Raw genomic sequence first — 15,311 nt, 5'->3', positions numbered from 1 at the left:
GCGCCGCAACTGGGCCGAGGTCATCCCGTTTTTTTGCGTTCCCGACGAGGTACGCCAGATCGTTTATACCACAAACGCAGTAGAGGCTTTGAATTTGAAGCCGCGGCGCGCGGTCGAGCCAGGGGTCACTTCCCCAACAATGAGGCCGCTACCAACCTGCTTTACCTGATATTGAACCGGTCGGAAAAGAATGCAAGATCCCGCCACATGAGTGGTTCATGGCGAAGGCCCAGCCGCCGTTATCTTCTGCGAACGCTTCATCCAGGCAATGGCGGCGTAATATTCAACCGCCGCCCACACACGTTGTCCGCAGACCGGTAAGGACCATCTGCGTAGGAGGCTCGTATGGACCGCTGACATGTCGGTGCCAACACGGCTTGCGCATGGAAACTCGCTGATGTTAACCGCCTTAGGCGCTGCAGCTGACCCTTAATTCAGGAGGTTATCATCGGGCAAGAAGTCGAAACCGGGATTATTGGACCCACAGTATCCGTAGTGATGGCGGCTTACAACGCGGAAGCTTTCATTCATCGCGCTATCAACTCTGTCTTAAAACAAAGCAACGTCAATCTCGAATTATTAGTTGTTGATGACGCGTCTACTGATAAAACAGCTACTATCGTTACGTTAGCGTCGCATCAAGACTCGCGCGTACAACTAATCCAATTAAAAAATAACGGCGGGCCGTCAGCAGCCCGTAACGCAGGGTTTGAAGCAGCGAAGGGATTGTGGATAGCAGTCTTGGATGCGGACGATGCTTATCATCCACACCGATTACATACACTTTTAAATATAGCGCGCCTTGAGAAAGCTGATATCATCGCCGACAATTTTGTGTACTTCGACCCCATAAAACAACGAGAATCTGGCCCATCCTTGCGAGAGAGGCCTCGCATACAATTAATTAGCTTAGTAGATTATATCTCTGGAGCGCGTCCATTTGCTAAGGACGCGGACTTAGGCCTTCTCAAACCTATATTTCGAAAGGAATTTTTGCAAAACAATAAGGTCAGGTACCTAACTTCCGTTCGCCACGGAGAGGACTTCGAGTTCATGCTTTCAGCCCTCCGCGCGGGCGCTCGCTTCTTTATATGCCGGGAATACAGCTTTTATAAATATACTGGACGAGAATCGGGATGGAGCAAGACTCAAGTTGATTATAGTGGACAGATATCGCGTGCTCGCGCTGTCGCATCTGAACCAGACGTATCCGCACAACCTCCGGTAGTACGAGCACTACAGCTCCGAGCGTCATCCCTTGAACGGCTTCAACTGGACCGCGCTTGGCACGAGAGGAGAGGTCGAGCCGGCTTTATTGAGGGCCTCCAAATGGATTTAGCATCTCCAACTCACTGGCGCGACGCAGCAAGGCGAATTAAACGACGCTTGCTTAAACGCCGTTTCTAAAAGCTTACTCACAACCTGGTAATTACTCTCTTTGCGCCCACTGTCATCGCTCCGCCAAAACGGACAATATATCCTGCCTGATCGCGTAGACATGTTGGAGCACCGCGGCCCGTTGCCAGCAGTCGCTTCACACCATATGGACATATTCGATTATGGGTCGTGGGGTTGCAAGGAGTATGACTTTTGTCGCGTTGCGCGTCTGAACGGAGGCAATGTCGCCCGTATCGAGGCAGCGCTTGTCTGATTTTGGCAGTCGGGATCGTTGGTGGCATAACAAGCGAGGCAAACGCGCAAACCGCGCCGTTGGGTCAGCCAACAGCAGCTTCTATAATAGGTCAAGTACCAGCTAACTCGCCCCTCAGCACCACCAAAGTCGACAATAGCCCTCGTTTTGCGCTAGTTCCTAGTGTCCGCACCGTTTATGAGACAAATACCTTAGGCTATGTTGAAGTACGCGGCCCTCGCGATAACGTACGCGTAACACCTGGGCTCGATCTCAATTACCGTCGCCAGTTTGGACGCGTAGCACTCGGCGTAAGCGGTTCAGCGGGGTACGATTTCAACAGCCGCTTCCGTTACTTAAACCAACGTCGGATCGACTTCAGCGGATCGGCACAGGCGCCAGTTGGCGCAGTTTGCTCGTTTAGAACGCAAGCTAATTATGATACGTTCCGTTACGATCTCAATGATACGCAGGCCCAGGTGGGGTCGGTGTCAACGACGCAAGTCTATGGTGTGAGCGCGAGTTGCGCGCGTGGAGCTGGTTTTTCTCCAGTGGGGCGGTTCAACTTTAGGTCGCTCAGCAGCAGTCGAACCCACTTCTTCGACTATAAGCAGTATATTGGCAACCTGGGTGTTGCTTACGCTCAACCAAGTATAGGCACTGTAACACTAAGTGGTACGGTAGCAAAATTACACCGCCCTTTCCTTATCGAGTTGACAGGCGTGAATGACGACACAGATGTTTACAGCCTAACCCTTGGACTCAGTCGATCAGTTTCGCCAAGAGTTCGGATCAGTGCCTCTGGCGGCATTACTAAGGCTGACCCAAAACGTCGGGGTGTCGCTGGATTTGCTGGGGCGTCTTATAACGCGGAGGTGGATTGGTCACCTATTCCTAGATTCACGGTTAGTGGCACAGGCATACGGGAGGTCACCAACCAGAACGGCATTAGCGCTACTTATGTAATTCGTGAAAACTATGGACTTTCAGGAACTTTACAGGTTGGCGGCAAAAGCAATATTAGGCTTTCCGGTAATCGGTCAAGGAGCGACTACCGTGGTGAGGACCTAACTCCGTCTTTATTGCCAGTTCGCGTCGATCGCTTTAGTTCCGTTTCAAGTAGCTATAGCTACAACCTGTCGCGCCGGCTGCGTGCCAGCGTCTCGTTAAGCCATCGTTGGCGTAAGGCAGACAATCCACTCTACGACTACACCTCGACTGCCCTATCAAGCTCGATTGGTGCAAATTTCTGATGATTAGGAGACATGCTATGCGCTTTCGCGCTCTGATTGCCGTCGCCGCGCTCCCGCTCTTAGCGAACGCTCCCCTTCAGACCGCGACACCGATGGCTGCGGTCAGCCCAATGCAACCCAGCGATGGGTACGAGCTGGGTGCCAATGATGAAGTAGAAGTGACGATTTACGGCCCTGGTCAGCAGCAAAACCAAGCGGTTCGCACGCGGATCAAGGAAGATGGCACAATCACGCTGCCCTTTTTGGGCGCAGTGCAGGCGCGGGATCGGACTGCGCGCCAGCTTGCTGAGCAGATCACCGGCCAACTACGATCTGGCGGTTATTTTACAAAGCCCTCGGTCAACGTCGATGTCACGCAGTATGTCAGCAACGTTGTAACCGTTTTTGGTCAGGTCGGTAGCCCCGGCATTTACCCACTTGATCGGTTACAGACGGTCGGCATGGCCGTAGCCCGAGCAGGCGGAGGCCGCTCCGATGGCGCAGATTATGTAATTTTGCGCCGCCGAGGCGATCCCGTCGAGCACCACATCCCCTTCGATAGCCTGACTGGTGACTTGAGTACCGCTACGACAGTGCAGCCGGGAGATACCCTTTATGTCCCTGTTGCTCCAGTGGTGTTCGTTTATGGTCAGGTCAATTCGCCAGGATCATTTACCGTCCGCAGCGGCATGACGCTTCGCCAGGTTCTCGCTCGCGCTGGTGGGCCGACGCTGGCTGGTTCACAAAACAAAATCACCATCTATCGCAGTGATCAAAAAGTGAAGAAGGCAGATCTAGACGCCCCGGTTCAGCCTAACGATACAATCTACATCCATGAGCGATTCCTGTAGTCTAGCGCAGGCACACAGAAGCGGCGATGCCGGTAAACTTGGCAGTGAGATGGAGAACAACGTCAAGCCGCTCTGGTGACCAGTGCCTAAATACATAATGACGTTAAGCTACCGGCATCACTAAACTGAACAGCGTTTCAACATAGGCATCGTCGATTGCGCACAGAAGCGAGGTTGCGGACTGTCCCAACGTAGCGTCCGATGCGTAGTGAGTATTTTGCGCGTTTTGCGGCGGTGTTGTAGTACCCGCTTTGAAGAGGGAATTAGGGCTGGTATGGCGAATACGATCAATCCGGCGCCATCGCCGCCAGCAACCGCTTGGCGCCTGCCAGCCTTAGAAGATGTCGTTCTGCTCTGCGGGTTTGCTGCGCTAGCCATACCCACTCTCTTTCGTTTGGCTAAGCTGAGCTGGTCTACAGAAGCTGGCGCGCATGGGCCGATCGTGTTTGCAACGGCAATCTGGCTGTTGTGGCGGGAAAGCGACTGCCTTCGCAGTGGCGCACGCCAACGGCTGTGGCCGGGGGCATTGTTGCTTTTGGTAGCGCTGCCGCTCTACGGAGTTGGTCGGATCACCAGCATCTTGATGATCGAAAGCCTTTCGCTCTATCTTGTTTTGCTAACGCTGATGTTCCTCCGATATGGCGGGACGGTGCTCAAACGGCTGTGGTTTCCGTTCGTCTATCTGCTGTTCCTTATAACGCCGCCTGAAAACTGGCTTTTCGTGGCTACGCGGCCGTTAAAGATGGCACTGAGCGAGATCTCCGTTGACCTGTTGTCAGCAGCCGGACTTTCAGTGGGAAACTCAGGATCCATGATCCAGGTTGATGGCTATCAATTGCTGGTGGCAACCGCGTGCTCCGGACTTAATTCGCTTATTGGGATCGGCGCGATTAGCTTGTTCTACGTTTATCTAAGGCATGGTAGCGAACCCCGCTACGCATCTGTGCTTACGCTGCTCCTGCTACCAATCGCCCTGCTAACGAACTTGTTTCGTATCATGGGACTGGTGCTAGCAACACATTGGTTTGGAACGGGGGTAGTTGAAGGATTCGTACACGATGCCGCTGGGCTTGGTACCTTTGTGTTAGCGCTAGCGCTGTTATTTGGAATCGATGCGGCCCTGTTCCCTCTATTCCGTCGTTTTGGATGGGTGCGCGGCTGATGCAACAAAAGGTCCTTCCTAGTAGAACCCGGCGCGATGCACTTTTGGGCGGCGCGATGCTGCTGACAGCGGCGGTTGCATGGGTGCGAACGCCCAGCAACCGTGTCGTTGCAGTGCCGCATGGTGACATTGGCGAGGCAATTCCACTGCGGGTAGGTCCTTGGGGACCGGCTCCCGGTGGCGACGTGGTCATGCCGCCTGACGATGAACAAGCCGCCGCAAAAATTTACGAAGATCAGATTATGCGCACCTACGTGCGCAGCGATGATAGCGCGGCAATCATGTTCGTGCTTGCTTACGACCGTAGCCAAAGTGGCATGCTAATGGTCCATCGACCAGAATCTTGTTACCCTGGCTCTGGCTTTACGATCACCGCAGATCGACCCCTTGCAATACCACTAAATGCCCGCCTAGCGCCACACGGTCGCTACCTCAGCACTCAACGAGACGAGCGGATTGAACAGGTGCTTTACTGGACAAGGTTAGGCAACGAGTTCCCGCGCAGTTGGGACGAGGAACGTCAGTTTCTCGCTTTTCAAAATCTGCGAGGACTCTCCCCCGATGGCGCCCTGATTAGACTATCAACGATTGATCCAGACCCGGAAGATGCCAAGATACGGTTGACTCGATTTGCCGCAGAACTTTACGCCGCCTCAAGTCCGGCGGGCCGAGCTCTGTTAGGCGGCCCGGCTAGCGTTTCGATGGGAACGGTTTGAGTACATAAAAGATGTATACCAGCACTAGCATGAGCACCGCGATTGCGGGCAGCTCCTCACCTTTGTTGCCCAACCAATTTGCAAAGGCACATCCACATGCCGGAGGCAAATACTGCCAGAGTCGATCGGTAGCTACGTCAGCAGTTGACCTTTGCAAAAACAGCACGATCAGACCTGCAAAAACGGCGATAGTAATCCAGTCGTAAACTGTCTGCATGAGACATCCCTAAACCTCCGACCCTCATTCGGTCGCATTCATGGAACGATAACGATAATGACTAAACAAGCCCATACTGGCCGACGCTTTTACCGGACGACCTTCCTTAGTGCAGCGATGGCACTGCCGTTGATCGCCGCCGGATGCAACCGACATAATGCGCCAAGTGGGCAGACGATTGCGACCGTTAACGATGGTGAAATCACGACCAGCGACTTGCAACTTGAAATGGCAAACGTGCCGCCTGGGGAGCGTAAGCAGGCACAACCTTTGGTGATTAAGACGTTGGTCGATCGCAAGGTTTTGGCAGAATATGCAAAAACCCAAGGCATGGACCACAATCCAGACTTCATATTGCAACTGCGGCGAACAACCGAGTTGATGCTTGCAGAGAAAGCTGCGCAGCAGATTGCTGCCAGTGCTCGGCAACCGATCTCTACCAGCGAGATCAATCAGTATCTTGATGACCACCCGGACATTGCGTCAAATCGCCGAGTTCTTACGCTTGATCAGCTGACATTTCCACTTCCAAACAAGGCCGTTGCTACTGAGCTGAAGCCGGCCAAAACAATAAACGATGTCATCGTGGTATTACAGCGTCACAATGTTAAATTTACACGCGCTCAACCCCAGGTTGATACTGCCGGTTTGCCTGACGATCTGAATAGCAAAATGGATGCACTACAGCCAAGCGAACCCCTTATTATTTTAAATTCCCCAAATTCTACAGCTAATGTCATTGCGGACAGCAAGCCGATGCCTCTCGACGGCGACGCCGCAGCAGATGCCGCGCGGCAACGTATCGCTATGAAACAAACTAATGATGCTATTCAGCAGCGTGGTCTAGCGCTACGCCAACAAGCTAAGATTTCCTATGCTGAAGGCTATGTGCCTCCTTCTGCACCTAGGAGCAAGCCTTAAGGTTAAGGTATTAGGTCACTCACATCGAAACTTAATTCGCACTTTTGTGACACATACCCCGTCTGCAGCAGTAGGCTCAGTTAAATCACTGCTGCCTACCGGTAGGAGCAAAGTTTTCAACGTTGGCTTGTTTAAGCGCCATCTCTGCCGCCCCGATACATATGTCGTCATGTAGTTTGCAACCACATGGCGGCTGCTGGATCGCAGTATGACGATATTGCTGTGCGTCGGAAGCAACGTTTCGTGGCGATCCAACCTTTTCAACTCGGACGCAACCCTGTGTCGCAGGTGCGGTTACCATTCTAGTGTATAGCCCTTCTTCCTCACGTGGCGAGAAGAAGTACGCATAAAGAGAACGCGTTAAAGCATCGACGCCCTGCCCAGCATGTTCATCAATTTGACTACGAATATGAGCCACACTGAGCCACATCAACTGTGCTGGTGCCGCGACGGAGGTGTTGTCCTTCAAATCGCCAATGCGTTTGAATCCAAGCATATGCTCGTAAAAACGGACGTGCCGTGGGTTCACCTCAATGAAGACATCCGTACAACCATATGCATGTTGTCCATAGATAAAGATGAGATGAAACAGCGAGGCGAGCATCGGCTTTGACGGCTTAGTCGTCTCAAAGGCAAATTTTGTTAGCTCACAGACCTTCGCGCCTGGATACGCTCTAAATTCGTCAATTGCATCCTTGAAAAGTTCATCGGCAGCGAGACCATTAGCGGAATCTACAGCTAACGTTATCGTACCAAGCAGCCTTTCATTAGACGAGGCGGTAAACGTAGTATGACTGGGTGATTCTGCGATCTCATGATGAGATCCATACCCTCTCCAAGAATACATTCTATTTAGAAGAAGGTTAGCATCGTAACGATCGCAATAATCATCGGCCAGTCTAACGGTGACCGACTGATCAATAACCGGATCGTAGAAGCTAAGCAACTCGTTGTTAAGAATAGCCTTCCCCATGCGATCAACACGACTTTGATCTCTAGGAACTTTGTGAGAAGTGATTGGTTTGAAGTACATGAGGTTGTGCAATCCAGCGTATATGAGGGCTTTCGCTTAGCTCAGATCATACCGACAAATAATGGAAACGCTTGTTTGGAAAACCACCAGCAGTGGATTTTGTTTGAGCGATTTGATTGTTGCGGATTAACCGCAGATGAATGCACTCACCTGGCCTATGATTTGTTCTTCTGCGTTAACTCGTAAGAGGTTCTTAGCAGATGTGCTAAACAAAGGAGGTAGACCGCATCGTTAATGCGGTAAGCTGCTTAAATTGTGAGGAAACATGCCAACCAGAGTGATCAGGCGAGCTAATTTCATCTCGAGCGGCCCGTAAATTTCGTTGGATACGCTCAAAATGGGTATGCAGTTACGTGTCTTGTTTTTGGCTACTGGCAGTTTGTCTGTGCGCCCCGCTCTCGCCAGCGTCTGATTGCAGCGGCTTTCTGTATCCGCTTGCAACGGTATTCCCACGTTGTCACCCGCACAACCAAGAAGCGTAGTTAGGTCAGATCGCGGGTTGCATAAGCAGGACGGGGTGGTGAGTCGCCGCGCGACAGCAGAACTATATAGCTTCTGGTTTGATAACGAACTGACCTTTCGCATCTGACTTGCATCCTGCGCGGTGCCTCAGGCTCCGAAGATTTCTGCACGAAGACAGGCTTTTCAAGCAGTAATCCAGCGCCAGAGGCTACACAGGTTAAAGCATTTTCAGCAACAATCACTGACAATCCCGTTTCTTCAGCCAACATTTGATCAAGGTAGGATAAAAGACTCCCACCCCCTGTAAGCACGATACCTTTATCAAAGATGTCAGATACGAGTTCAGGTGGAACCTGTTCGAGCGCGCTTATTACTGCCTCCGTAATATTTTTTATTTCTTCATTGATATAGAAGGCGATAGCAGCTTCTGTCACTTCGATCTCTGCAGGTGTACCCCGCACAATGTCTAGCTCACGCACGCGCATTGTTTTCCCGTACGCGTCAACTGGCGGGACAGCAGCGCCAATTTCTATTTTGATGCGCTCAGCAGTCATCTCTCCGACTAAATAATTGTGGCCGCGACGAATACCAGATGCAATTGCATCGTCTATCCGGTCACCTCCAACTCTAACTGATTTTTTGTAAAGTATTTTCCCGGATGCGAGTAACGCTACTTGTGTAGCCCCTGCGCCGATGTCCACTATTAAAGTACCCGTTGGTTGAGTGACTGGTAAGCCGGCTCCTAGCGCCGCTGCAATTGCTTCCTCAATGAGCCAAACATTTTGTGCACCGGCATTGATCGCTGCTCGGTGGATCGCTCGCCTCTCTACCATAGTCGCACTAGATGGAACCGACATAATCATATTTTTTGGTGGTAGTCGGAACTGGTTGCGACCACCACTTATCTTCTCCACGAAGTGGTTGACCATTCCTTCGGCGACATCGAAGTCAGCAATCACACCGTTGCGGATAGCCCGGATTGTCTGGACGCCCTTCGGAGTTTTCCCAAGCATGGGTTTGGCTGCATCTCCAATTGCGCATACTCGACGAAACCCATTCTGCGTTTCCACAGCTACGACGGACGGCTCGTTGAGAACGATTCCTTGTTTACGCACGTACGCAACCGTGTTTGTCGTACCCACATCCATTGCGATGTCATCGGAGCGTAACGATAAGAGCCGAGAAAGTCGCATTATTTTACCAATAAGCCGTTGGAAATGATCAGCTAGAGCGCGGCCTCTAAGTAGTTTGTATCAGCCCGCTGTATACTGTGAACGCTTGCTTTGTCTGCACAGTCTTATCGGTAAACAGCAATAGCCGCGGGTGGATTGTGGCCGTGCGATAAGTATTTGATTAAGTTCGAAGCACTGGGATCAAACACCTAGGCTGTTCGACCGGTTTCCGATGACCGCTAAGCCGCTTGGTGACCTGATGTGAGTATTCTTGGCCGGTGGTTTCTGCGAGGTATTTTAACAACGTTAAAAGCGATCGATGCCAGCGGCTACAGCGGCTATCAAGAGGCAGACTAGTGACATGGCAGCTGCCGAGCTTCCTGGTCCAGCTATGTTGAACGATGTTGCCAGGGTTCCTGTCGATTCAATCAGCTTGTCGAGCGGCGCCTGCCGCACTTGAAATGACTCATCCTTGCCCCCTTCGTTTGGAGACAATGGGCTGAAGGCCTGTCGGATCATTGCGATGTTGCTTACCACCACGACGGCCAAGAACAGTACCCAGTTAGCTGCACTGAGCACCAGCGCGAAGATCACGACAGTTTGGATCATTGAGCGCTCCCTCCCATCGTCACCGCAACAAGGCTGCGACCTGATCGACGGTTTCCATCACGTGCTGGTACTGGCCGGCAACCACGATTTCGGTACCTGGCGCATTCTGCGGGAGCGCCGCCCGCACAGAGACGATGGCTCCAGCGTTCAGGTACACAGCCGTGCCGCTGCGACTGGTCAGCTCGATGAACCGGTCCGCGGGTCCGATCCGATCGAGCAAGCGCGCGATTGTCTCCTGCGTGAACAGGTAACCGGCACCATATTCCACCTTGGTCGCATCGGGTTCCCCGTCAGCGACGGATGCTCGAATGCGGTAGATAGAGCCGACTGAAATCAGCACGGCACTGCCGTCCAGTCCGATGATTCTAAACAGACTGCTGGCAAGCGGGTCGGCAACCGCAACTGACGGTTGCACCGTTGCGCCAAACAACTTCTCGAGTTGCTGCCCGTTGGGCGAACCGAGCCCCGTGCACGGATCCCAGCCGCGCGCTGCTTCGTAGCCGACAGAGCCTGACCGGTTATCGCCATTGGTAACGTCGTAACAAGCGGAGGGCATTCCGTAGAGCGCGGTCTGAATGGTGCCTACCGGCGAGCTGCAGCGCGCGTTTAGACCCGCAATAATGCCCGCCCACAACGGGGCAACAGCGCTGGTTCCACCGATCAGGCCCGTCTGTCCACCGGTAACGATGCGATAGCCGCTGTCGGGATCGGCATCGCCCGCGACGTCGGGCACCCCGCGTCCACCCTTGGATGTGCTGGACGCAGGCACCTCGACGCTGGCCTGATAGTTGGGCTTGGGGAACAGCGTGCTGACGCCCCCACCGGTGCCGCCGCCATTGCTTTTCCACACCGTCTCGCCGCGACGCTTGCCCGCCGTTGCGGTCAGGTGCGTACCGCCGCAGCCCAGGACCAGGGGATCGGAGGCCGGGTAGTCGACATGGGCCTTTTCGTCGCTCTCGCCATCGGTGGCCAGTGAGTCACCGGATGCCGCGGTGACAGTAACGCCAAGGATTGCCGCATCCCGGAACGCCGCCGACATTGCCGCGATCGCCTGGCCGGTCCAGCCGCTCTCGGGCCCACCCCAGCTGATCGATAGAACCGAGGGCCTGTTCGTCTCGTCGTGCACCGCCTGACTGATCGCGTCGGCGAAGCCTTGGTTGGTATTGGGCGCGAAATAGACGGCAAGTTTGGCACCCGGCGCGACGCCGCCCGCTACCTGGATGTCGAGCGCCACCTCGCCGTTCGCGCCACTTGCGTCGCCAGGATTGTTGGATGCTCCATCAACTCCAATTGCGACGATGTCCGGCACAGCAAGGCCCATCGCTTCGAACGCAGCTTGGTTGTCGGCATCGGTATAGCCGCCGCCAAGCTCAATGATGCCGATGCACTGGTCCGTCGCTTTCCAGTTACCGAGACCATAGACGGCCGCCACCTCCGTTGGCAGGAAGCCGTGTGGCGAGGTTGTCCCACGGTGTGGCACGAACTTGGGTGTTGCGATCGGGGTGGTATCCAGGCCGAGCACGGCCAAAACGGCAGACGCAAGCTCGCCGGGCAGGCTTAGCGTGCCTTCCCGTCCGCGGTAGCTCACGCCGTCGCGTTCGTACTGATGCAGCTCCGTCCCGAACGCCGCTTCCAGCACCGACGCAGGACCGCGCAGTTTTATTAGCCGCCGCGCAGCATCGGTTTCGACGATCTCGAGCCCTGCCTGGGTAGCAAAGGCGGTAACGGCAGCAATATTCTCCGCTTGAGCTTCTTTTCGTAGCTGTTGCAGAGTCGCACGCGAGTGCACTGGTCCGGCCGCAAGGGACCCATCCTCGTTGGGGCGGAGATATACGCTGATCGTGATTGGATCGTCGCCGGTAACGCGACCGGTCGACTGCATATCCCGCGGCGCCATGCGCTCGCTGCCGGCTAAGATCTGACGATTGTCAGGCATGGCATTTCCTCTCATTGGATTGCAGGCGGTCAACGCCTGCGGGACATCATTTGATGCTTGCCGCTTGCACATGAAACGGCCAGCGGATCTTCACGCCTTGCGGCGGATCGACCAGATCAGCGCCGACAGGCTGGTGACTACGGCAGCGACGCCGAGCAGAGCGGATTCAGACAACACGATCATAGACCGACTCCTTTCAGAGCCAATATTGTTCTCTATATGTTCCAACATTGAAAGCGTTATTTTTACTTATGTACTGCCGTTACCGGTCGCCGTGTTCATCACGGCGCGTATGATCCAACCGTGACCGGCACGGCCGCCAGTGCGCGGTTTAGTACCACTCCAAGCCGCACGCCTGCCCGCTCGAGTTGTACGGCTGCGGCCGCTTTCGCGCGTTCGGCATAGCCGGGCGGCAGGGAGATTGGCGTAGCGTCTTGCTGGCAGCTAGTCGGCGAGCCAATCGTGTACGCTGTCGAGCGGGCGACCTGAAACGCCTCTTGCGCCCAATCTGATGGCGAACCTTGCTGCCACTGTTGACGCTGTGCCGGCGTGACATTTGCACGAAGTTCTATCGCGACCCGCGATGGATCGGTCCCTAACGCTTCAACGACGGCTGTGTCCCAATAGGCGTGAAGGTTTTGCGTACGCTGTCCGCCTAAATTGAGGAGGACGCAGTTGCCGCCCCTGTCGTGATTGTCCGACGCGTGCAGCGGCTGGTGGAGATCGCCGACAAAGTGGAGTAGATACTTGAGCGCGAGCAGCCGCTCCGCCGGAGCAGTGTCGGACGCTGAAAGCTCGGCCGTGAACTCCTGCACCTTGTCGACGACGCAATCCTGAGCTGGACCAGCACTCGCCGGTTGGTCAGGGGCGGGGTGGCTGAAACAGGCGGCATCGAGGTCCGGGTGGTCAAGTTCGGTATCGACGAAATGCCACTGCGCCGTCTCACGGTGTCCATGGCTGCGGTAAACGTCCGCCCAGGTCGCTTCGCTTGCCATGTCGTGTCCGGTCAGCGGGTCGGCGTCGGTGGCGAGCAGCGCGTCAACCTTGCCGCGCACGTCCGGAGTCAGCTCGGCGCGGGCGATGTCAGCCACGACCTGGTGCCCCTCAAAGCCCCAAGCGAGTGCCGGCTGTGGCAGCAGCGTGGCAGAGGCGACGAACAGCGAAACGAGGTGCTTCATGGATCATGCCTGCCAGTACGCTATGACAGCCTTAAGACAGTGACCTACGGACGTTCCGGACCAATCTCGTTTGCTCACCCATTGCGAACAAGTAGCAGATCGATTTTGATGGGAGCTGGGCATCGGCATTAAACATGAGCGAGAGCCCGAAGTTGACAGACGGACGGAGGTGAAAGCGGCGGCTTGTTCCTCCTTTGGCGGGTGCCACACCCGCCAGCACATGAGCTATGTAAAAAATTATATATGTAGCGGCTTGAGGATCTCTCGGCGGATTGCGGCCAGCACAGATGATCTGAAAACACGGTTTCGGCAATACAGGAGAAAGCGTGATTTCGATTAAGACGACGAAGATGGCTTCAAAAAATTGCGACAAACACGACGCGTCGTTTGATCTGGCAAAGAGGTCTAGAACGCCCCCTCCCACGTCATCCTCTCCGATCGTACCGAGGGCGGAGAACAACCATGTCAAGCGCTTGGTCTGGTCGGACCGGTTGTCCTGCTGGTTGGCATTCATAACTACCCTGATCCGGGCGACGAGGTTGGGCACGCATCATTAGCGTCCGAAAGGCGACGAAGCAGGAAAGGCACCGCTATGAGCGAGAAAGCGCTTAGCCCTGGATTGCAGAATCAGCTCGATAGGCTCGCGACCTTGCCTGACGAGCAAATCGACACGACTGACTTTCCCGAGGCTCCATTGGAGGCGTTGCTGCACGCCCATCGGCCTAGCCTCTACCGGCCAATCAAGAAGCCTGTCACGCTTCGCCTCGATGCTGATGTGGTGGCCCTGGTTCAAGAGCATGCCCAGGATCGTGGCTATTAGACTGAAATCAACCGAGCGCTGCGCCGCTACGTGTCCGACGCCAAGCCTGACCCAAGGTTTTGGCACTCTGCGCTCAACTTTCACTCGATCGCAGCCGTTCTTTGTAGGCGTCCCGGCCTTCTCCGAACTTCAAGCCCCGGCTGCGCCGCGCAGTCGCTACGGCAACAACGCCGCGAGCCTCCAGCTCGGAGGCATACGTTTTACGGTAGCGGCGGAGATCGGCCGGACCTGGCGACAATGGACGGCCGTCCTCATCCCGGTACGCCACCAGCAGTTTAACGAACGGGCCTTCATGCTCACCCGCCACCCATATCTGATCGCGCCCGACGAACTCTCGCCGTATTACGGCGAGCACAGCCGCCTCGTTGACGACGACATCCGTGCCTGCCGGCATTGAGAAAGTAAGCACCACGGCGATCACCGGACGCCTGGATCCGCATTTCCTGGCTCTGATCGGCCGCCAGTCTTCCACGAAGTCCGGCACCATCTCGGGCCAGAGATTCCAAGGATCGTCATCGGCGTCGTATGCGTCAGGGTAGCCCGGCTGCCCCTGGTCGAACATCCGGAGCAGGTGGCGTTTGAACGACGTCAGGTTGGAGATGGTCCGCACCCGGACGAAGGCTTCCGGCGGAGCGGACGCTTCGTCCTCGACATCCTCGCTCACTCTACTCTCCCGTTTCTACCTCAATCGCGCAGCGCACCGCTTTGCCGGCTTTCGCCGCCCGCTTGCGGCACGCCTCCAGCGCTTCCTGATTAGCGGTCACAAGTCGGTTGCCCGCCAGTATGCTGGCGAAGGCGCGGGGGTTGCTAGCCCGCATCATCCGCTGCCCACCTTCCCACATCGGCATGCGCAGCGAGCGCGCCGCCATCCGCTCCGGCAGCAGCCAGCTCGCCGGCAGGGCACGCACAACCGGACCGGCAAGGATTGCCCACAAAAGCGCGCCCACCATCAGCGCGATCAGACCAACATTCCGACCGACATAACGGAGCCGGCGTCGCTGATCGTCCGCCATGACATGCGATTCCAGCTGACGGCCAAGCCTTGTTGCAACTTCCTCAATCGTCTGCCGGGCAGCGGCGATGACACGGCGATCCTCGCTCCGCCCTGCAGTACCAACTTCGACGATTTGCCGGTTCAAAGCTTCAGGCGTGAGTGACAGCGCCGGGCTCGTCATCAGGGCATCGACCCGCTGCGCTGTTGCGGTGATGTTCGCAGCGATAACGCCCAGCGTTTCGGAATAATCGGGAGCGTGGCTGTCATCGGCACGCTCAGCCGCCAGGCGCTCTATCGCCCGGCGCAACAACGTGATTTCGCTGCGAAGATCCTCGAACGCCCGTGCCGCCTCGTCTTCTGCGCCCGCCATGTATCATC

15 protein-coding genes and 1 pseudogene are annotated in these 15,311 nt (G+C 55.4%); 8 read left to right on the top strand and 8 right to left on the bottom strand.

Translation table 11 applies throughout. The annotated features are described in order from the left end of the window. The 6 genes and pseudogenes from L8F97_RS20065 to epsI all read left to right on the top strand — a co-directional run. Positions 1–280, top strand: a pseudogene (locus tag L8F97_RS20065) (transposase); the annotation flags it as partial. 152 nt (positions 281–432) lie between these two features. Next, positions 433–1,407: a glycosyltransferase family 2 protein gene (locus L8F97_RS20060; protein WP_409929070.1), complete on the top strand. Its 975-nt coding sequence runs from the start codon at positions 433–435 to the stop codon at positions 1,405–1,407. A 246-nt stretch (positions 1,408–1,653) separates the two neighbouring features. Beyond that, a complete protein-coding gene (locus L8F97_RS20055) occupies positions 1,654–2,883 on the top strand; it encodes an outer membrane beta-barrel protein (RefSeq protein ID WP_242154175.1) in 1,230 nt (409 codons plus the stop codon). 17 nt (positions 2,884–2,900) lie between these two features. Next, the gene (locus L8F97_RS20050) at positions 2,901–3,713 is read left to right on the top strand and encodes an SLBB domain-containing protein (protein ID WP_242154173.1); all 813 of its coding nucleotides are present in this window, start codon (positions 2,901–2,903) and stop codon (positions 3,711–3,713) included. 274 nt (positions 3,714–3,987) lie between these two features. Next, the gene (gene xrtV / locus L8F97_RS20045) at positions 3,988–4,875 is read left to right on the top strand and encodes an exosortase V (protein WP_242154171.1); all 888 of its coding nucleotides are present in this window, start codon (positions 3,988–3,990) and stop codon (positions 4,873–4,875) included. Beyond that, complete coding sequence (gene epsI, locus L8F97_RS20040; protein WP_313932072.1) at positions 4,860–5,591, top strand: exosortase-associated protein EpsI, V-type; 732 nt, start codon at positions 4,860–4,862, stop codon at positions 5,589–5,591. The genes xrtV and epsI overlap by 16 nt, the downstream gene beginning before the upstream one ends. On the opposite strand, the gene L8F97_RS20035 is transcribed toward epsI, so the two are convergent. Next, positions 5,566–5,808, bottom strand: coding sequence for an XrtV sorting system accessory protein (locus L8F97_RS20035; protein WP_242154169.1), 243 nt, complete (start codon positions 5,806–5,808; stop codon positions 5,566–5,568). The two genes, epsI and L8F97_RS20035, sit on opposite strands and share 26 nt — an antisense overlap. Before the next feature lie 57 nt (positions 5,809–5,865). Between L8F97_RS20035 and L8F97_RS20030 the strand changes: the two genes are divergently transcribed. Next, positions 5,866–6,729 carry a hypothetical protein gene (locus L8F97_RS20030; protein ID WP_242154167.1) on the top strand — a complete coding sequence of 288 codons (864 nt, stop codon included), beginning with the start codon at positions 5,866–5,868 and terminating at the stop codon, positions 6,727–6,729. A gap of 85 nt (positions 6,730–6,814) precedes the next feature. Here L8F97_RS20030 and L8F97_RS20025 read toward each other — a convergent pair whose 3' ends face one another. The 5 genes from L8F97_RS20025 to L8F97_RS20005 all read right to left on the bottom strand — a co-directional run bounded on the left by L8F97_RS20025 (position 6,815) and on the right by L8F97_RS20005 (position 13,119). Then, positions 6,815–7,762, bottom strand: a complete 948-nt coding sequence (locus tag L8F97_RS20025; protein WP_242154166.1) for an N-acyl amino acid synthase FeeM domain-containing protein — start codon at positions 7,760–7,762, stop codon at positions 6,815–6,817. 482 nt (positions 7,763–8,244) lie between these two features. Continuing rightward, positions 8,245–9,417 carry a rod shape-determining protein gene (locus tag L8F97_RS20020; protein WP_242154164.1) on the bottom strand — a complete coding sequence of 391 codons (1,173 nt, stop codon included), beginning with the start codon at positions 9,415–9,417 and terminating at the stop codon, positions 8,245–8,247. A 285-nt stretch (positions 9,418–9,702) separates the two neighbouring features. Beyond that, positions 9,703–10,005 carry a hypothetical protein gene (locus L8F97_RS20015; RefSeq protein WP_242154162.1) on the bottom strand — a complete coding sequence of 101 codons (303 nt, stop codon included), beginning with the start codon at positions 10,003–10,005 and terminating at the stop codon, positions 9,703–9,705. A 19-nt stretch (positions 10,006–10,024) separates the two neighbouring features. Beyond that, positions 10,025–12,013 (bottom strand): protease pro-enzyme activation domain-containing protein, encoded by a 1,989-nt coding sequence (locus tag L8F97_RS20010; RefSeq protein ID WP_242154161.1) that lies wholly within the window; start codon positions 12,011–12,013, stop codon positions 10,025–10,027. Between the two features lie 209 nt (positions 12,014–12,222). Further along, positions 12,223–13,119: a S1/P1 nuclease gene (locus tag L8F97_RS20005; RefSeq protein WP_242154160.1), complete on the bottom strand. Its 897-nt coding sequence runs from the start codon at positions 13,117–13,119 to the stop codon at positions 12,223–12,225. A gap of 592 nt (positions 13,120–13,711) precedes the next feature. Here L8F97_RS20005 and L8F97_RS20000 point away from each other — a divergent pair. Then, positions 13,712–13,939 carry a BrnA antitoxin family protein gene (locus L8F97_RS20000; protein ID WP_242154159.1) on the top strand — a complete coding sequence of 76 codons (228 nt, stop codon included), beginning with the start codon at positions 13,712–13,714 and terminating at the stop codon, positions 13,937–13,939. Between the two features lie 73 nt (positions 13,940–14,012). On the opposite strand, the gene L8F97_RS19995 is transcribed toward L8F97_RS20000, so the two are convergent. Both L8F97_RS19995 and L8F97_RS19990 read right to left on the bottom strand, forming a co-directional pair. Next, positions 14,013–14,603, bottom strand: coding sequence for a hypothetical protein (locus L8F97_RS19995; RefSeq protein ID WP_242154158.1), 591 nt, complete (start codon positions 14,601–14,603; stop codon positions 14,013–14,015). A 1-nt stretch (position 14,604) separates the two neighbouring features. Further along, a complete protein-coding gene (locus tag L8F97_RS19990) occupies positions 14,605–15,303 on the bottom strand; it encodes a DUF6118 family protein (protein WP_242154157.1) in 699 nt (232 codons plus the stop codon). Positions 15,304–15,311 lie beyond the last annotated feature (8 nt).

It is taken from the genome of Sphingomonas sp. BAUL-RG-20F-R05-02, from assembly GCF_022662305.1.
Taxonomy (GTDB): Bacteria; Pseudomonadota; Alphaproteobacteria; order Sphingomonadales; family Sphingomonadaceae; genus Sphingomonas.
This window is presented reverse-complemented; position numbering and strand designations above follow the sequence as displayed.

What these genes read in the sequence shown, in the direction of transcription:
- L8F97_RS20050 (WP_242154173.1), top strand. Translation starts at nt 2,901, where the DNA reads ATGCGCTTTCGCGCTCTGATTGCCGTCGCCGCGCTCCCGCTCTTAGCG.
- xrtV (WP_242154171.1), top strand. Translation starts at nt 3,988, where the DNA reads ATGGCGAATACGATCAATCCGGCGCCATCGCCGCCAGCAACCGCTTGG.
- epsI (WP_313932072.1), top strand. Translation starts at nt 4,860, where the DNA reads ATGGGTGCGCGGCTGATGCAACAAAAGGTCCTTCCTAGTAGAACCCGG.
- L8F97_RS20035 (WP_242154169.1), bottom strand. Translation starts at nt 5,808, where the DNA reads ATGCAGACAGTTTACGACTGGATTACTATCGCCGTTTTTGCAGGTCTG.
- L8F97_RS20030 (WP_242154167.1), top strand. Translation starts at nt 5,866, where the DNA reads ATGACTAAACAAGCCCATACTGGCCGACGCTTTTACCGGACGACCTTC.
- L8F97_RS20025 (WP_242154166.1), bottom strand. Translation starts at nt 7,762, where the DNA reads ATGTACTTCAAACCAATCACTTCTCACAAAGTTCCTAGAGATCAAAGT.
- L8F97_RS20020 (WP_242154164.1), bottom strand. Translation starts at nt 9,417, where the DNA reads ATGCGACTTTCTCGGCTCTTATCGTTACGCTCCGATGACATCGCAATG.
- L8F97_RS20015 (WP_242154162.1), bottom strand. Translation starts at nt 10,005, where the DNA reads ATGATCCAAACTGTCGTGATCTTCGCGCTGGTGCTCAGTGCAGCTAAC.
- L8F97_RS20010 (WP_242154161.1), bottom strand. Translation starts at nt 12,013, where the DNA reads ATGTGCAAGCGGCAAGCATCAAATGATGTCCCGCAGGCGTTGACCGCC.
- L8F97_RS20005 (WP_242154160.1), bottom strand. Translation starts at nt 13,119, where the DNA reads ATGAAGCACCTCGTTTCGCTGTTCGTCGCCTCTGCCACGCTGCTGCCA.
- L8F97_RS20000 (WP_242154159.1), top strand. Translation starts at nt 13,712, where the DNA reads ATGAGCGAGAAAGCGCTTAGCCCTGGATTGCAGAATCAGCTCGATAGG.
- L8F97_RS19990 (WP_242154157.1), bottom strand. Translation starts at nt 15,303, where the DNA reads ATGGCGGGCGCAGAAGACGAGGCGGCACGGGCGTTCGAGGATCTTCGC.